Annotated in this window: 15 protein-coding genes; 9 read left to right on the top strand and 6 right to left on the bottom strand. The window is 71.8% G+C overall.

What is annotated here, in order from left to right:
* Positions 1-37: 37 nt before the first annotated feature.
* Positions 38-2,677 carry an MMPL family transporter gene (locus tag DEI86_RS14575; RefSeq protein ID WP_111049996.1) on the bottom strand — a complete coding sequence of 880 codons (2,640 nt, stop codon included), beginning with the start codon at positions 2,675-2,677 and terminating at the stop codon, positions 38-40.
* Positions 2,678-2,749: 72 nt separating this feature from the next.
* The gene (locus DEI86_RS14570; RefSeq protein WP_181435388.1) at positions 2,750-3,394 is read right to left on the bottom strand and encodes a TetR/AcrR family transcriptional regulator; all 645 of its coding nucleotides are present in this window, start codon (positions 3,392-3,394) and stop codon (positions 2,750-2,752) included.
* A 134-nt stretch (positions 3,395-3,528) separates the two neighbouring features.
* On the opposite strand from DEI86_RS14570, the gene DEI86_RS14565 reads away from it, so the two are divergent.
* Positions 3,529-4,821, top strand: coding sequence for a permease (locus tag DEI86_RS14565; RefSeq protein ID WP_111049995.1), 1,293 nt, complete (start codon positions 3,529-3,531; stop codon positions 4,819-4,821).
* 7 nt (positions 4,822-4,828) lie between these two features.
* Here DEI86_RS14565 and DEI86_RS14560 read toward each other — a convergent pair whose 3' ends face one another.
* Positions 4,829-5,785 (bottom strand): helix-turn-helix transcriptional regulator, encoded by a 957-nt coding sequence (locus DEI86_RS14560; RefSeq protein ID WP_146249520.1) that lies wholly within the window; start codon positions 5,783-5,785, stop codon positions 4,829-4,831.
* Between the two features lie 109 nt (positions 5,786-5,894).
* On the opposite strand from DEI86_RS14560, the gene DEI86_RS14555 reads away from it, so the two are divergent.
* The 6 genes from DEI86_RS14555 (at position 5,895) to DEI86_RS16635 (ending at position 10,572) form a co-directional block, all read left to right on the top strand.
* On the top strand, positions 5,895-6,659 hold the full coding sequence (locus DEI86_RS14555; protein WP_111010725.1) for an AzlC family ABC transporter permease: 765 nt from the start codon (positions 5,895-5,897) through the stop codon (positions 6,657-6,659).
* Positions 6,656-6,967 carry an AzlD domain-containing protein gene (locus tag DEI86_RS14550; RefSeq protein ID WP_111050007.1) on the top strand — a complete coding sequence of 104 codons (312 nt, stop codon included), beginning with the start codon at positions 6,656-6,658 and terminating at the stop codon, positions 6,965-6,967. The genes DEI86_RS14555 and DEI86_RS14550 overlap by 4 nt, the downstream gene beginning before the upstream one ends.
* A gap of 227 nt (positions 6,968-7,194) precedes the next feature.
* Entirely contained in the window at positions 7,195-8,232 is a 1,038-nt protein-coding gene (locus DEI86_RS14545) for a type II CAAX endopeptidase family protein (RefSeq protein WP_111050006.1), read from the top strand.
* Positions 8,219-9,565, top strand: coding sequence for a sensor histidine kinase (locus DEI86_RS14540; RefSeq protein WP_111049994.1), 1,347 nt, complete (start codon positions 8,219-8,221; stop codon positions 9,563-9,565). The genes DEI86_RS14545 and DEI86_RS14540 overlap by 14 nt, the downstream gene beginning before the upstream one ends.
* Complete coding sequence (locus tag DEI86_RS14535) at positions 9,562-10,236, top strand: response regulator transcription factor (RefSeq protein WP_111010729.1); 675 nt, start codon at positions 9,562-9,564, stop codon at positions 10,234-10,236. Before DEI86_RS14540 ends, DEI86_RS14535 begins: the two co-directional genes overlap by 4 nt.
* Positions 10,237-10,401: 165 nt before the next feature.
* On the top strand, positions 10,402-10,572 hold the full coding sequence (locus DEI86_RS16635; RefSeq protein ID WP_181434976.1) for a hypothetical protein: 171 nt from the start codon (positions 10,402-10,404) through the stop codon (positions 10,570-10,572).
* Here the strand turns inward: DEI86_RS16635 and DEI86_RS14530 are convergent.
* Entirely contained in the window at positions 10,569-11,432 is an 864-nt protein-coding gene (locus DEI86_RS14530) for a PhzF family phenazine biosynthesis protein (RefSeq protein WP_111049993.1), read from the bottom strand. The two genes, DEI86_RS16635 and DEI86_RS14530, sit on opposite strands and share 4 nt — an antisense overlap.
* Before the next feature lie 138 nt (positions 11,433-11,570).
* On the opposite strand from DEI86_RS14530, the gene DEI86_RS14525 reads away from it, so the two are divergent.
* Complete coding sequence (locus tag DEI86_RS14525) at positions 11,571-12,215, top strand: NAD(P)-dependent oxidoreductase (protein ID WP_111049992.1); 645 nt, start codon at positions 11,571-11,573, stop codon at positions 12,213-12,215.
* A 224-nt stretch (positions 12,216-12,439) separates the two neighbouring features.
* Here the strand turns inward: DEI86_RS14525 and DEI86_RS14520 are convergent, their stop codons facing one another.
* Positions 12,440-13,111: a TetR/AcrR family transcriptional regulator gene (locus tag DEI86_RS14520; RefSeq protein WP_111050005.1), complete on the bottom strand. Its 672-nt coding sequence runs from the start codon at positions 13,109-13,111 to the stop codon at positions 12,440-12,442.
* A gap of 58 nt (positions 13,112-13,169) precedes the next feature.
* Here DEI86_RS14520 and DEI86_RS14515 point away from each other — a divergent pair, with 58 nt between their 5' ends.
* Positions 13,170-14,582 (top strand): MDR family MFS transporter, encoded by a 1,413-nt coding sequence (locus DEI86_RS14515; RefSeq protein WP_111049991.1) that lies wholly within the window; start codon positions 13,170-13,172, stop codon positions 14,580-14,582.
* 116 nt (positions 14,583-14,698) lie between these two features.
* Here the strand turns inward: DEI86_RS14515 and DEI86_RS14510 are convergent, their stop codons facing one another.
* Positions 14,699-15,535: a sugar phosphate isomerase/epimerase gene (locus DEI86_RS14510; protein WP_111049990.1), complete on the bottom strand. Its 837-nt coding sequence runs from the start codon at positions 15,533-15,535 to the stop codon at positions 14,699-14,701.
* Between the last annotated feature and the right edge of the window lie 7 nt (positions 15,536-15,542).

Here is a 15,542-nt window from a genome sequence, read left to right as displayed (position 1 = left end):
GATGATGCGAGCGCCCCTCAAGCGCGAGCGGACGCGGTCAGGCGCGGTGCTCCGGGTGCTCGTGGTGGGCGACCGCCGGAGCGGCGTCCTCGACCACCGGCGCCGCGTGGTGGCCGTGCTCCGCGTGGGTGTCGTCCCCGCGGGAGGGCATGCCCCGCTCGAGCTTCGCACCCTCGACGTCGACGTCCGGCACGATCCGGTCGAGCCACTTCGGGAACCACCAGGCCGCGCGCCCGAGCAGGTGCATGGACGCCGGGATGAGCAGCAGGCGGACGATGAACGCGTCCACGAGCACCCCGAACGCCAGCCCGAACCCGATCGGTCGGATCGTCGAGGACTCCGAGAAGATGAAGCCGGAGAACACCGAGATCATGATGATCGCCGCCGCCGTGACGACCGCCCGGCCCGCGTGGACGCCCCGCTGCACCGCGATCTTCGCCGGGGCTCCGTGGGCGTACGCCTCGCGCATACCCGACACGAGGAACAACTGGTAGTCCATCGCGAGCCCGAACAGCACGCCCACCTCGATCACCGGCAGGAAGCTCAGGATCGGTGCCGGGTCGTGCACACCGAACACCTGGCCGAGCCAGCCCCACTGGTAGATCGCGGTCAGGCCGCCGAACGCCGCCAGGAGCGAGAGCACGAAGCCGGCGGTCGCGGTGAGCGGCACGAGGAACGACCGGAACACGATGATGAGGATGATGAGCGAGAGTCCGACGACCACCACGAGGTAGAGCGGCAGGACGTCCGCGAGCTTCTCGGAGACGTCGATGTTCGCGCTCGCGTTGCCGGCGACACCGAGGTGGACGTTCCCCCCGTCGGCCTTGACCGGCGACAGGCCGCGGAGGTCGTGCACGAGGTTCTCCGTGGACACGCTCGAGGGTCCGCCCGTGGGCTGCACCTGGAACGCGATGACGGTCCCGTCCGACGACGCCCCGATCGGTGCGACGGCGTGCACGTGACCCTGGTCGGCGATCTTCTGCCCGATGGCGACCTCCTGCCGGAGCAGGTCGTTGCCGGTCGCCTTGTGCGGCAGGTCGGCGACGACGAGGATCGGGCCGTTCTGACCGGCACCGAACTCGCGCTCGAGCACCTTGTACGCCTTGTACTGGCTCGAGTCGGTGGCCTCGGCGGCACCCGTCGGGAGCCCGAGGCGCATGTGCATGGCGGGCAGGGCGACGACCCCGAGCACCGCGACGCCGGCCACGAGGGTGACGATCGCGCGCCAGGTCGCCATGGGCTTGTTCGGGATCCGCACCGAGCCGGTGCGCCCGATCGCCGCGCGCTCCTTCCGACGGAGGATGCGGAAGCCGACGAGGCTCAGCATCGCGGGCGTGAAGCTGATCGCCACGAGGATCGCGACCGCCACCGCGACGGCGCCGACCGTGCCCATGAGCCCGAGGAACGGGATGCCGGTGATGTTGAGCGCGAGGAGCGCGACGATCACCGTCGACCCCGCGAACACGACCGCGTTGCCCGAGGTGCCGTTCGCCAGACCGATCGACTGATGCAGCTCCATGCCCTGCTTCAGCTGGGACCGGTGCCGGTTGAGGATGAACAGCGAGTAGTCGATGCCGACGGCCAGGCCGAGCATCACCCCGAGTACCGGCGTCACCGAGATGAACTCGACGAGGCCCGAGAACGACATCGCACCGAGCGTGGCGACGCCCACCCCGAGGATCGCGCTGACGAGCGGCAGCGCGGCGCCGATGACCGTGCCGAGCATGACGAGCAGCACGATCGCGGCGATGACGATGCCGACGACCTCACCGGGGCCGAGGATGCTCGGAACACCCTGCGCGATGTCGTTCGACGGGTAGACCCGCACGCCGTCGATGCCGGCGTGCTCCGACTTGTCGACGATCTTGTTCTTCAGTGTCTGCGGCACCGCGATCGTCGCCTTCTGGAACGACACCGTGCCCACCGCGGCACTGCCGTTCGACGACACGAAGCGGATGTTCTTCGACAGGTCGAGCAACTGCGAACTCAGGTCGAGCTTCGTCGCGTTCTGCTGGAGCTTCTTCCGGTTCGCGTCGACCTTCTGCTGGTTGGTCGCCAGCGTCGCCTTGCTCGCGTCGAGTTTCTGCTGGTTCGCGTCGATCTGCGCCTGGCCGGCCGTGAGCTGTGCCTGCACCGCCGCGAGCTGATCGGCAGCCTGGGCCTGCGCCTTCTGTTGGTCGAGCTGCTGCTGTGCGGCGTCGATCTGCTGCTGTCCCGCGGCGAGCTGCTTCTGGCCCGCGTCGATCTGCGCCTGCGCGTCGGCGAGCTGCTGCTTGCCCGTGACGATCTTCTGCTTGCCGTCCTGCACCTGCTGGCGCTGGTCGGCCAGCTGCTGCTGCGTCGTGAACGGGTTCGTGGTCGCCCGGACGCCCTTGTACCCGTCGATCGTCGACAGGAACGACTTGATACCGGACTTCTGGTCGGCCGTGAACGCGTCACCGCTCGTCGTCTGGAAGACGATCGTGCCGCTGCCCCCGCTGGCGGACTTGAACTTCTTGGCGAGCTCGTCGGTCACCTTGCTCGTCGCGGTCCCCGGGATGGTGATCGAGGACGAGATCGTCCCGGCGAACAGGCTGTACCCGACCCCGGCGAGCGCCAGGATCACGATCCAGGCGACGACGACGGACCAGTGTCGGCGCGCGGCGAAGCGTCCGAGGCGGTAGAGGAGACCGGCCATGCTGGTGCCCCGTTCCTTTCTGTGCGGTGGTGGTGCTGCTGGGATCGGGGTACGCCGGTGGACCCCTCGTGGTCAGTGCTGGGGCATGTAGCCGCTGCGGACGCTGTCGATGAGTCGGCCGAGCAACGCGTCCCACTGTGCGCGGCCGTCGCCGTCAGTGCTCGCACCCGTGCGGAGGACCCAGTGCTTCGAGATCACGACGACGCCGTTCATGAGCGAGGTCACGAGGAGTTCGGCGTCGAGCGGGTCGGCCGACGGGTTGCGGCGACGGACCTCGTCGACGAGGACGGCGGTCGACCGGTCGAAGGCCTCGTCGATGAGCAGACGGCCGCGGCGGTCCTCCTCGGGCGGCTCACCGAGCACGCGCACGATCGACGAGATCGCGGTCGGCAGGTCGGCGACGCGTAACCACTCGGCGATCTCGTCGAACATGGAGGCCCGGTCACCGTTGCCGACGGGCGTCGCGGTGGCCGTCGCCACGAAGTCGTCGAGGACGACGGTGAGCAGCTCGCCACAGAGCGCGAGGACGACCTCGTCGATCGACGAGAAGTGGTTGAACACCGTGCGGCGCGCGACGTCGGCGCGGGCGGCCAGCTCGTCGACGCTGAACCGGGGACCGCCCCGTTCGGCGGTCAGGGCGCGGGCGGCGTCGAGGATCGCCGCCCGGTGCCGGGCCTTGAGCACGGCCCGGCGGTCGATGCTCGTCCGCGTGGTCACTCCGGAGACACTAGGTGCACCGATGCACGGAGTGCAACGACGTCCATCCGACACTCAGGTCCGTGACCTCCGGGTGAACCGGGTCACAGGCGAACCATCTGGTCTCGACTACCCCCAGGGGGTACCTTGTCATCATGATGATCCTGCAGGCGATCGGTGCCGCCCTGGCGGCGGCCGGGACGATGGCGTGGACGATCCTCTGGCCCCTCGTGCTCGGGTTCGCCCTGTCGGGTGTGATCCAGGCCGCGGTCAGGACCGAACGCATCACCCGGCTCATGCACGACGACTCCCCGCGTGCCATCGCGGTGGCGACGGGGTTCGGAGCACTGTCCTCCTCGTGCTCCTACGCGGCGGTCGCGCTCGCCCGGGCCCTGTTCCGGAAGGGCGCGAGCCTCACCGCGGCGATCGCGTTCGAGGTGGCGTCGACGAACCTCGTCGTCGAGCTCGGCCTCGTCCTCGCGTTCGTCATGGGATGGCAGTTCACCCTCGCCGAGTTCATCGGCGGCCCCGTCATGATCGTGCTCGTCGCGCTCGGCTTCCGACTCTGGATGCGGGGTCGCATCGTCGACGCCGCACGGGAGCAGGCCGAGCGGGGCCTCGCCGGCTCGATGGAGGGGCACGCGGCGATGGACATGTCGGTCGCCGGTGACCAGGGGTTCTGGCGACGCCTGTTCTCCCGACCGGGCATCACGTCGGTGTCCCAGTACTTCGTCATGGACTGGGCCGCCGTGCTCCGGGACATCGTCATCGGGCTCCTCATCGCGGGGGCGTTCGAGGCCTGGGTGCCGAAGGCATGGCTGCAGGCGGTGTTCCTGCACGGTGACCCGACGGTCGCGTTCTTCCTCGACCCGCTCATCGGACCGGTCATCGCCATGGTCAGCTTCGTGTGCTCGGTCGGGAACGTCCCGCTCGCGGCGGTGCTCTGGAACGGCGGGATCAGCTTCGGCGGCGTCGTGAGCTTCGTCTTCGCCGACCTGCTCATCATCCCGATCATCGTGATCTACCGGAAGTACTACGGCTGGGCGGCCGCCCTCCGGATCACCGGCGTCCTCTACGGCGCCATGGTGCTCGCCGGGTACGTCGTCGAGCTCGTCTTCACGCCGCTCGGCCTCGTCCCCACCGGTCGGCACCTGGCGATCGCCGAGACCGGGATCAGGTGGAACTACACCACCTGGTTGGACATCCTGTTCCTGGTCGTGGCGGCGGTCCTGCTCGTCGTGTTCGTCCGCAGCGGCTCGTGGTCGATGCTGCGGATGATGGGCGGCGGCCCGGACGACGGGGGCCACGCGCACGAGCACCACGAAGCGAACGAGCACGAGCACGGGCACGAGCACGAGCACGGGCACGAGCACGGGCACGGGCACGGGCACGGGCACGACGAAGCGCACGCGCACCACGACGTGGGCGGGCACCACCCGCACCACTGACCGCCCGTCAGCGGTACAGCGTCTCGCGCGGGTACTCCCCGAAGGCCGCTGCGTACGCCCCCGAGAACCGGCCGAGGTGCACGAAGCCCCAACGGCGTGCGACGTCGCCGACGGACACGTCCTCGGGGTGCTGCTCGAGCAGTTCGGCCCGCACCCGCTCCAGGCGCACCTGCCGCAGGTACCGCGTGGGCGACGTGGCCAGGGCACGCTCGAACGCCTGCTGCAGGGAGCGGGAGCTCACGTTCGCCGCCGCGGCGACGTCCGTGAGCGTGATCGGCAGATGGGCGTTCGCGTGGATGAACTCGACGGCCGTGCGGACCCGTCGGTGGCGCGGGAGCAGCAGCTCGGGCGGCAGGGAGGTCGCCTCGTGTGGGAACGTCGACAGGAGCGACACCGCGGCGAGGCGGTTCACCTCGCTCCGCAGCAGGGCACTGGCGTCCGCACTCGCGCCCACGGCGTTCACCGTCCGCACCGCCGCCGTCCACCGCTGGAGCGCGTGGTCCTCGAGTCGGCCACCGTGTCGGAACCGCAGGGGCCCGCCGTCGTGGCCCTCGACCTCCGCCGCGACCCGCTCGAGGTACCGGCCGTCGAGGTGGACGAGGTTCTGCTTGTAGTCGGCGAACGCGAACCGGTTCTGGCCACCGGTGGTGAACAGGACGGGCTGCCCGGGTTCGAGCGGCGTGAGGTCGCCGGTCCCCTCGAGGTCCATCGCGCCGGTCCCCGCGGTGATCCACGTGACCACGTACTCGCCCTGCACCTGGACGGTGCCTTCGACCGACCCCGTGAACCGGTTCCCCCGCAGCGTGACGTCGTCGTCCCCGGCGATCGTGTATCGGTACCCGAACTCGCGCTCGGTCGGCTCGATGTGGAACTGCCGTCCGTTGTACGCGGCCTCGTACATGGCACGGGCATCGTCGATGTCCTGCCCGGCGACCACTGAGCGTCGCACCACGTCCTCTGCCATCATCCAAGGATCGCAGCCGTGGCGCCCGGACGCCGGGGTTGACAGAGAACTGCGCGTCTGGGACACGCGGGCGCGCCCGGGCGCAGCCGGCCTGCGGCATCCTGAGGGCATGACCGACGGCTCCCCCACCCCCGCCGACGAGCACGACGGCCCCGAGCGAGCGGCGGACGTCACGACCGCTCGGCGGGCCGTCGTCCGCCAGGGCGTCTCGGTCGCCGTCGCGACCGGACTGTACGGCGTGAGCTTCGGCGCGCTGAGCGTGGCGAGCGGCCTCAGCGTCGTGCAGACCTGCCTGCTGTCGCTCCTCCTGTTCAGCGGCGGGTCGCAGTTCGCACTCGTCGGGATCCTCGGCGGCGGCGGCACCGCGGGGGCGGCGATCGCGGCCGCCTCCCTGCTCGGCATCCGGAACGCGCTCTACGGGCTCCAACTCGGTCCGACGATGCTCCCCCGCGGGTGGCGTCGGATCGTGGTCCCCCAGCTCACGATCGACGAGTCCACGGCGGTCGCGGTCGCGCAGTCCTCGCGGCCGCTCCGTCGCCTGGGGTTCTGGGTGACCGGCCTCGGCGTGTACATCGGATGGAACGTCATGACGCTCGTCGGGGCCCTCGCGGGGTCCGCGCTCGGCGATCCGAAGCGCTACGGGCTCGACGCCGCCGCCTCGGCCGCGTTCATCGGACTCCTCTGGCCGCGGCTGCGGGCACGGCAACCGGTCGCCATCGCGATCGTCGCCGGGATCGTGACGACCGCACTCATCCCGGTGATCCCACAGGGCCTCCCGGTCCTCGCCGCCGCGTGCGTGGGCGCGGTGATCGCGTGGTGGTGGCCCGACCGGTGGCGGCCCTCCCGGCCGGATGCGACCGGGGCCGCGTCGTGACCGCGTGGATCGCGGTGATCGCGGCGTCGGCGATCGCGTACGGGTTCAAGTTCTCCGGCTACACCGTCCCCCCGGCCGTGCTCGAGGAGCCCCGGGTCGCCCGCGTCAGCGAGATGCTCCCGGCCGCCCTGCTCGCCTCGCTCGTCGTCCTGCAGACGTTCTCGACCGCGACGCACCTGGTGCTCGACGCGCGCGCGGCCGGGCTCGTCGTGGCGATCGTCGCGCTCGTGCTGCGGGCGCCGTTCATCGTCGTGGTCGCGCTGGCCGCCGTGACCGCCGCGGTGTTGCGGACGCTCGGCTGGTCCTGAAGCGGCGTCTGCCCGCGCCAGGTGCTCACGCGGACGACAACGGGACATGGGGGCGCATGCGCACTCGTCGTCGGCATGCGCAGGATCGACGGAGGGGCGCAGACCGGCCCCTTGCATCCTCCGATGGAGATCGCGAGCTGCGTCCCTCCGCCCGTCGAGGCCGGGCACCCGCGATTCCTACCGTCGGGATGTGGTCGAACCGCGGCCACCTGACCGACGGAGGCACCATGACCACCATCAGCGCACCGGGGACGGACCGCAGGAGCACGAGGCCCGCTCCGGGCGGGCTCCGCGGCGTCGTCGCCCGCAACCCGCTCCGCACGTTCGCCGTGCTCGCCCTCGGGACGAGCTGGCTGGTGTGGCTGCCCTACATCCTGTCGCCCCACGGTCTCGGGATCTGGGACCTCCACTTCCCCGAGGTCCTCGGCACCGCGCAGCTGTCGGGTGTCCTGCCGGGCGCACTCCTCGGACCGGTCACCGCGGCGTTCGTCGTGACGGCCGCGGCGGACGGTCGTGCGGGCCTCCGGGTGTGGGCCGGCCGGCTGTGGCGGTGGCGGGTCCGGTGGCAGTGGTACGTGACGGTGCTGCTCGGCGTTCCGGTGCTCATCGTCCTGTCGGGGCTGCCGTTCGCGGGCGGGGTCGTCCACGCACCGTCCGCGCTGGCGTTGGCGGCCTACGTGCCGGCGCTGCTCCTCCAGGTCGTGACGACCGGACTGGCGGAGGAGCCGGGCTGGCGGGACTTCGCCCTGCCGCGCCTCCAGGGCCGGTTCGGCCCGATGCGGGCCGCGCTCGTGCTCGGGCCGCTCTGGGGGCTGTGGCACCTGCCGCTGTTCCTGACGGACTGGGGTGGATGGCCGACCGCGCACTGGACGCAACCGCTCGTGTTCGTGGGGTTCTGCATGGCGTTCACCGTCGTGATGTCGTGGGTGTTCAACCGGTCGGGTGAGAGCCTGCCGCTCGCGGTGCTCCTCCACGTCAGCGTCAACACCACGGCGTCGGTCCTGTGGAGCGACATGTTCCCGGGCATCGGTGCCGAGACGATGCTGCTCGCGCTGCTCATCACCTCGACCATCGGCGCGGTCGTCATCGTGGTCGCGACGCGGGGCCGGCTCGGCTACCGCGGTCCCGTCGTCGGCACGGCCGGGAGGCCCGGCACCGGCCCGGCGGAGGACCCCGCCTCCGCCGTCGTGGCCGGCACCGCACCCGCTGCTGCCCCGACGCCCTCCGCGTCGCCACTCGTAGACTCGAGCGATGGTCACCGCTGAGGCCCGCCCGCGGGTGCGGCGGGTGGACGTCCTGGTCGCCGCGGCCGACGCGGTCGCGGTGATCGCGCTCCTGCTCGGCGCACCCGCGATGGCGGCGGGGGATCCGGACTCGGCCCAGATCCAGTTCGCCTCGCCCGCCGACCCGTCCTGGTGGGTCGTCGCCGCCGTGCTCACGGCCCAGGCGTGCGTGCTGCTGTGGGCGCGGAACCGACCGCGGACGACGCTCGTGGCCGTCGCGGTGCTCGCAGCCGTCCTCGTGCTGGTGGCCCCGTCCGTGCTGCACGGTCTGTCGACGCTCGCGGTGATGGTGGCGGTCGTGCTCGCGGTGCTCCGGCAGCCCCTCGCGTGGCTGTGGCCCGCCCTCGTCACAGCGGCGGTGGGCGTCGGGATCGAGGAGGCGGTCTGGCAGCTCACCGGCTACGGCGGGACGCCGGTCCAGGCGGTCGTGCAGGGTGCGGCGCAGGCCGGTGCCGTGATCGGGCTGCCCCTGCTCGTGACGCTCGTCGTCCGCGCGCGGCTGGACATCCGCGCCGCGCGGGACCGCGAGCGGGACGCGGTCGTCCGCGAGCGGGACGCGGTCGTCCGGGAGCAGGACGCCGTGCTCCGGGAGCGGGACGCGGTGGTCCGCGAGCAGGACGCGCGCGTCGAGGCGGCCGTGTCCCGGGAGCGAGCCGCCATGGCGCGGGAGCTCCACGACATCGCCGCGCACCACCTGTCCGGGATCGCGCTCATGGCCGCCGTGATCGACCGGCAGATCGACACCGACCCCGAGCGTGCCCACGCCGCCGTCCGCCAGGTGCGGGAGCAGAGCACGGCGGTGCTCGACGACCTCCGGCGGCTCGTCGGGCTGCTCCGCGACGACACCCTGGCCGAGCGGTCCGTCGAGACCCTGGCGGCGGTCCCGGACCTCGTCGCGCGGGCGCAGCGGCACGGCCGGGTCACGCTGCGGGTGCTGCGGGGCGAGCCCGAGACCAGCCCGTCGGTCGGCTCGGACGTCGGTCCGCTCGCGCAGCTCGCGGCGTACCGGACCGTCCAGGAGGCCCTGGCGAACGCCGCCCTGCACGCCCCGGGTGCCGCCACCACCGTCGAGCTCGACGACCGCGAGCACACCCACGTCACCGTCGTCGTGCGGAACGGACCGGCACGCGAGGCCGCACCACGGTCCTCCTCGGGCGGTCACGGGCTCATCGGCATGCGCGAACGAGCCGACCTCGTCGGCGCCGACCTGCGGTACGGTCCCACGGAGGACGGCGGGTGGGAGGTCCGCCTCGTCGTCCCGCGGGCGGCGAGCGGTCCTGACGCCCCGGCCGTCGGAGCGGAGGTGCCGTCGTGATCCGGGTCCTCATCGCGGACGACCAGCCCCTCGTCCGCGCCGGTCTGTCCGCGTTGCTCGACGCCGAACCCGACATCGCGGTCGTCGCCGTCGCGACGGACGGTGGCGAGGCACTCGCCCTCGCACGGTCGGAGCACCCGGACGTCGCGTGCCTCGACATCCGCATGCCCGTCGTGGACGGCATCGAGGTCGCACGGGCCCTGTGCGGTCCCGAGGCGGATCCCCCGATCCCGGTCCTCATGCTGACGACGTTCGACCTCGACGACTATGTGTTCGGCGCGCTCGAGGCCGGTGCGTCGGGCTTCCTGCTCAAAGACGCGGACCCCGACACCATCGTCGCCGCCGTCCGGCAGGTGGCCGCCGGCAACGGCACGCTCGACCAGGCGCTCACCCGCCGGGTGCTGCGCGAGTTCGTCGAACGGCGCGCGCTCCAGCCCGTGACACGCGGGCGAGGGACCGAGCTGCTGACCGAGCGGGAGCGCGACGTGCTCATGCTCCTGGCGCAGGGCATGTCGAACGAGGAAATCGCGGCCGCGCTCGTCGTCGAGGTCTCGACGGTGAAGTCCCACTTGGCCCGGATGCTGCCGAAGCTCGGCGTGCGATCGCGGCTGCAGGCCGTCGTCTGGGCGTACCAGAACCGCGTCGTGACGGTGCCCGACGCGGAGCGGTGACCGGAGCAGGACGCACCAGTGTGCGGCTGCCGGACCCAGGATCCACGAAGACGCGCGCGGGATCGATCAGGTCGGACCGACTTCGCGCGGACGGCGGTCGCCGACGCCGGGGAACGCGTACCGTCCGGCCGAGAAGGGCACGTCACCCCTTCGAAAGGACACATCATGAACCACGCCCTGTGGGTCACCCTCGCCATCATCGGCATCATCCTGCTGCTGATCGGCGCGTTCGTCGCGACCCTGAAGTTCCTGATCACGGTCGGGATCATCGTCCTGGTCGTCGCCGCGATCCTGCTCGTCATCCGACTCGTGCGGGGCGGCGCGTCGCGGGTCTAGGCAGTCGGCCGGAGACCGGGCCCCGCCAGCTCCTCCACCGTCCCGCTCACCCGGATGCGACCCGTCGCGGGGACCTCGACGGTGATGCGTGAGGGGTGTCCGGTCTCCGCACCCTGCTCGACGGTGAGCACCGCCGGGACCGCCACGTGGCCGCCGTCCCGCAGGTAGGCACCGAGCGCGGCGGCAGCCGACCCCGTGGCCGGGTCCTCGCGGACACCGCCGCGCGGGAACGGGTGACGGCTCACGAACCGCGTGGCGTCGACCCGGTGCACGACCGCGATCGTGCCGTCCCATCCCTCCCGGTCCTGCAGGCGGAGCACCGCGTCGCCGTCGTGGTCGAGCCGGGCGAGGACGCCGTCGCGGACGGGCACGAGCGGGTGCGGGTTGCCCCCGGACAGGAACGCCGGTGGCAGCGCCGGGTCGAGGTCCGTCGACGACAGACGGAGCGCGTCGAGCAGCTCGCCGAGCACCGCGTCGGGGAGCGGTGCGACGGTCGTCGCGACGGCGGTGAGGGTCGCGCCGTCCGGACGGACCGCGACCGGCACGACGCCGGCGTTCGTGGTCAGGTCGACCACGCCCTCGGCGCCGTTCCGCGCCAGCGCCACGCCCGACGCGATGGTCGCGTGGCCGCAGAACGCGATCTCCGCCCGCGGCGTGAAGTAGCGGATCCGCGCCGAGCGGGGCGTCACGGCGGTGAGGAACGCGGTCTCACTGTGTCCGAGCTCGCCGGCGATCGCGAGCATGTCCGCGTCGGTCAACGTCTCGGCGTGCAGCACGACCCCCGCCGGATTGCCGGACCGCGGGTCGTCGCTCGTCGTCGTGAAGGCGCGGAACTGCAGCGTCCTGGGTGCGGTGCTCATGCCGTATGTCTACCGGCCCCGGCGAGCGGGGCGCGACAGGCACCCTGGAGTGCCTACTTCCGCTCTCTCGCGTGCGCTCCTACCGTGGAATCGGGCCGGCTCGTCGCGCCCGTGCACTCCTCCGTCCGAAAGGCTCCCATGTCCCGCATCTCCGTCATCGGCGGCACCGGCTACGCAGGATCGGCGATCGTCGCCGAGGCTGCGTCCCGTGGTCACGAGGTCACCTCGCTCAGCCGTTCGCTCCCGACCGACCAGGTCCCGGGCGTCCGGTACGTGCAGGGCGACGCCAGCGACGAAGCCGTCCTCGCCTCGGTCATCGAGGACGCCGACGTCGTCGCCGCCGCGCTCGCGCCGCGCGGCGACCTCACCGACACCTTCCGGGAGGTCAACCGCACCATCGCGCGGCTGGCCGCGTCCGCCGGTGCTCGCCTGTTCGTGGTCGGCGGGTTCTCGTCGCTCCGCCCCGCACCCGGCGCGCCCCGGTACGTCGAGGACCTCAGCGCCGTCCCGGCCGAGCTGCACCACGAGGTCCAGAGCGGCGCGGCCCTCGTCCTCGAGGACCTCCCCGCCGCCCCCGAGGCGCTCGACTGGGTGTTCGTCAGCCCGCCCCTGCAGTTCGGCTCCTTCGCCCCCGGCGAGCGCACCGGCTCGTACCGGGTCGGCACCGACGTCGCCGTGGTCGCCGAGGGCGGCGCGATCTCCGCGCAGGACTACGCCATCGGTTTCGTCGACCAGATCGAGCGGACGGACCTGCACCGCACGCAGGTGAACGTCGCCAACTGACGCCGGCCACGCCTGGCATCCGACGGCGCTCGGCGTCCCATGGCGCTCGGCGGACGCGCGTCGTCGCCGGGCCGTGCATCGGACAGGAGGCGCTGCACCCGCGGGACGACCGTGTTGCACACCTCGCGTCCGGTCGAACACCGGGATCGCGGTGTTCGACCGGACGACCGGTGTTCGACGACCACGACGACGTCACCACGAGCACGCCGTGCTGCCGCCGGGGCTCAGCGCGCGCCGTACGCCCGCATGAAGGCGTGCACTCCGTCGGCCATCGTCCTGCGGGTCGCGTCCGTGGACAGCTGATCCGGGAACCGGATGTTCATGGCCAGCAGGGTGGTCAGGGCGTTGAAGTGGTCGGCCGCCAGGAACGCATCGTCCACGTCGAGCAGACCGACGTCCGCGAAGTGTGCGATCCGCTCGGCGAGCGCCGCTTCCGGTGCCGAGTTGAGGGGGTGGTGCGCGAGCTCGGGGAGGATCGCGCGGTTGTCACCGATGAGCTTGATGGTGCTCCCGTAGTCCGCAGAACCGAGCATGGTCTCGCCGATCTGCACGGCGAACCCGACGAGCGCGCATTCGAGCGCGGCCTGGTCGGCGATGGGAGCGTCGTCGGCCAGGTGGTCCGCGATGGCCCGCCGGAGCGTCTCGACGAGCGACTCCCCCGCAGCCACGACGACACCGAGGAGGAGCCCGCGCTTGTCGCCGTAGTAGTCGTACACGGTCCGCTTCGAGACGCTCGCGCGCGCAGCGACGGCGTCCATGCTCGTGCGCTCGACACCGTCCAGGACGAAGAGATCCCGCGCTGCCGCGAGGATCGCGCTCCGTTTGTGCGCCTGCCCGGCACGGATGGTCTTCGATGTCGATTTCGATGTCGGGTCCTGAGGGGTCGCGGCAGCCACCACGCCACACTACACCGACGGGTGTACTTCCTACACTGTACCGTGTAGTTTACGCCACATGACCACTTCCCTCACGGCTCCGGCCGTTCCCGGCCCGGTCACGGACCGGCGGCTCACCCTGATCAGCCTCGTGCTGGTCCTGGGCGCCCTGACGACGCTGCTCGACACCACCATCGTCAACATCGCGCTCGACCACCTGCACCACACGTTCCACGAGTCGGTCGCCCGCACGCAGTGGGTCGCGACCGCGTACCTCCTGGCCTTCGTGTCGGTGATCCCGGTGTCCGGCTGGGTGTCCGAACGCCTCAGCGCCCGCACCGCGTGGATCGTCGCGGTCGCGACCTTCATGGTCGGTTCCCTGCTCTGCGGACTCGCGTGGTCCCTCCCGTCACTCGTCGTGTTCCGGGTGCTGCAAGGCGTCGGGGGCGGCCTGGTGCTCCCGGTGACGATCACGATCCTGACCCGCGCGGCCGGCCGCGAGCGCATCGGCCGCGCCATCGCCACCATCGGGCTCATCGGGCAGCTCGCGCCGATCCTCGGGCCGATCATCGGCGGGTCCATCGTGCAATCCGTCAGCTGGCACTGGCTGTTCTTCGTCAACATCCCGATCTGCCTGGCCGCTCTCGTGCTCGGCCCGCTGTTCCTGCCGTCCGCACCCGCGCAGCGCGGGAGCCGGTTCGACGTGCTCGGATTCGTGCTCCTCACCCCCGCGGTCGCGCTCATCGCGTACGGCGTCAGCCGGCTCACCGGGGACCACGGGTTCGCCGCGACCGACGTCTGGCTCCCGCTCGCAACGGGAGGCGCGCTCCTGGTCGGCTTCGTCGCCTCCGCGCTCCGTAACCGGACCCATGCGCTCGTCGACGTCCGCGTCTTCGCACGTCGGAGCTTCGGCCTGTCGAGCGTCATCACGTTCGTCGGCGGCTTCTCGATGTACGCCCTGATGTTCCTCCTGCCGCTGTTCTACCAACAGGTCCGCGGCGCTTCCGTCCTGCACACCGGCCTGCTGCTCATCCCGCAGGGCCTCGGCACGATGCTCTTCATCGTGCTCAGCCGCCGACTCACTGCGAAGCTCGACGGCCGCCTGGTCGTCGGCGGTGGCGTGGTGCTCCTCATGCTCGGGATCGTCCCCTTCGCCCTCGCCGGCGTCGATGGTCACTCCGTCCTGCTGCTCGTCGCGCAGTTCGTCCAGGGAGTCGGGATGGGCGCCGCGTCCCTCCCGGTGATGACCCTGGCGTTCGCGAGCCTGAGCCACGACGAGACCCCACGCGGCAGTGCCGCCTTCAGCATCGTGCAGCGCGTCGGGGCGCCCTTCGGCGTCACCGTGGTCGCGGTGGTCCTCGAGCACTTCCTGGCTTCCGCGGGGTCGCCGGCCGCCGTGGCCAGTGCCTTCGGGGCGACGTTCTGGTGGGTGCTCGGGCTCAGTGCGGTGCCGTTGGTGCTGGCTGCGTTCCTCCCGAGGGCGTCGCGCTGACCGTGGTGCACTCCGCAACGCCCCTGTTCAGCGCGCTGGCGGTCGCGAAGCCGCTCGTGCGGATCGCGTGGACCAGCCGGCGGACGTCCGGGACGTTCCGGTCATGCTCAGGTCGGTCACGCGCGGGCTGCGGTGAGGGCGGCGACCGTCGAGCCGACCCAGTCCGTCTCGGCGGCGATGCTCCTCGACGCGGCGTCCCCGGTGGAGTCATCCGCCGAGTCGGCCTGCCAGGGGAGCCAGAACTCGATGACACGGTTGATGCCACGGGCGTCGGGCTCGATCGCCGCCCGGATGCCGTCGTAGTCGAGCCGACCGGTGCCGAACGGGACGCCGGTGTACTGGAACCCGACCCAGCCCGGCGATCGGGTGAAGTCGAAGTCCTTCACGTGCCAGTTCGCCGTGTACCGAGCGCACCGGGCGACGACGTCGGCCGGGTGCTCGAGGTTCGCGACGGTGTTCGCGGGATCGAGGCAGATCCGCAGGTTCGGCGACCCGATCGCGGACACGACCGCGACGAGCTCGACCGAGCTGACACGTTCGTAGGTCTCGAGGGCGAGGGTGACCCCGGCCTCCTCGTACGCCGGCAGCGCGGCCCGCAAGCGCCGGTCGGTCTCGACGGCGTCCGGCTCGTCGTCGCCGGCACTCCACATCGACCGGACGAGCGCCGCGTCGAGCCGCTGAGCGACGTGCAGGTACCGGGCGAGGTGCTCCGGGTCGGTCCCGCGCGTGCCGACCTCGAGCGTCAGCCCGAGCTCGTCCGCGAGTGAGCGGATCCCGGCGAGCCGCTCGTCCGACGCCGTGTCGAGCGGTGCGTGGTCGCAGATCTGGAACAGGTCGACACCGTCGTGAGTGGCGGCGTCGCGGAGTGCGTCGTCGAGGGACATCGGCGACGGCACCCGATCCGACATGCGCCAGAAGTACGCGTAGGTGGACAGGCCGAGCAGTGAGGTCATGGGGTCC

It is taken from the genome of Curtobacterium sp. MCBD17_028 (genome assembly GCF_003234875.1).
Classification (GTDB): domain Bacteria; phylum Actinomycetota; class Actinomycetes; order Actinomycetales; family Microbacteriaceae; genus Curtobacterium.
This window is presented reverse-complemented; position numbering and strand designations above follow the sequence as displayed.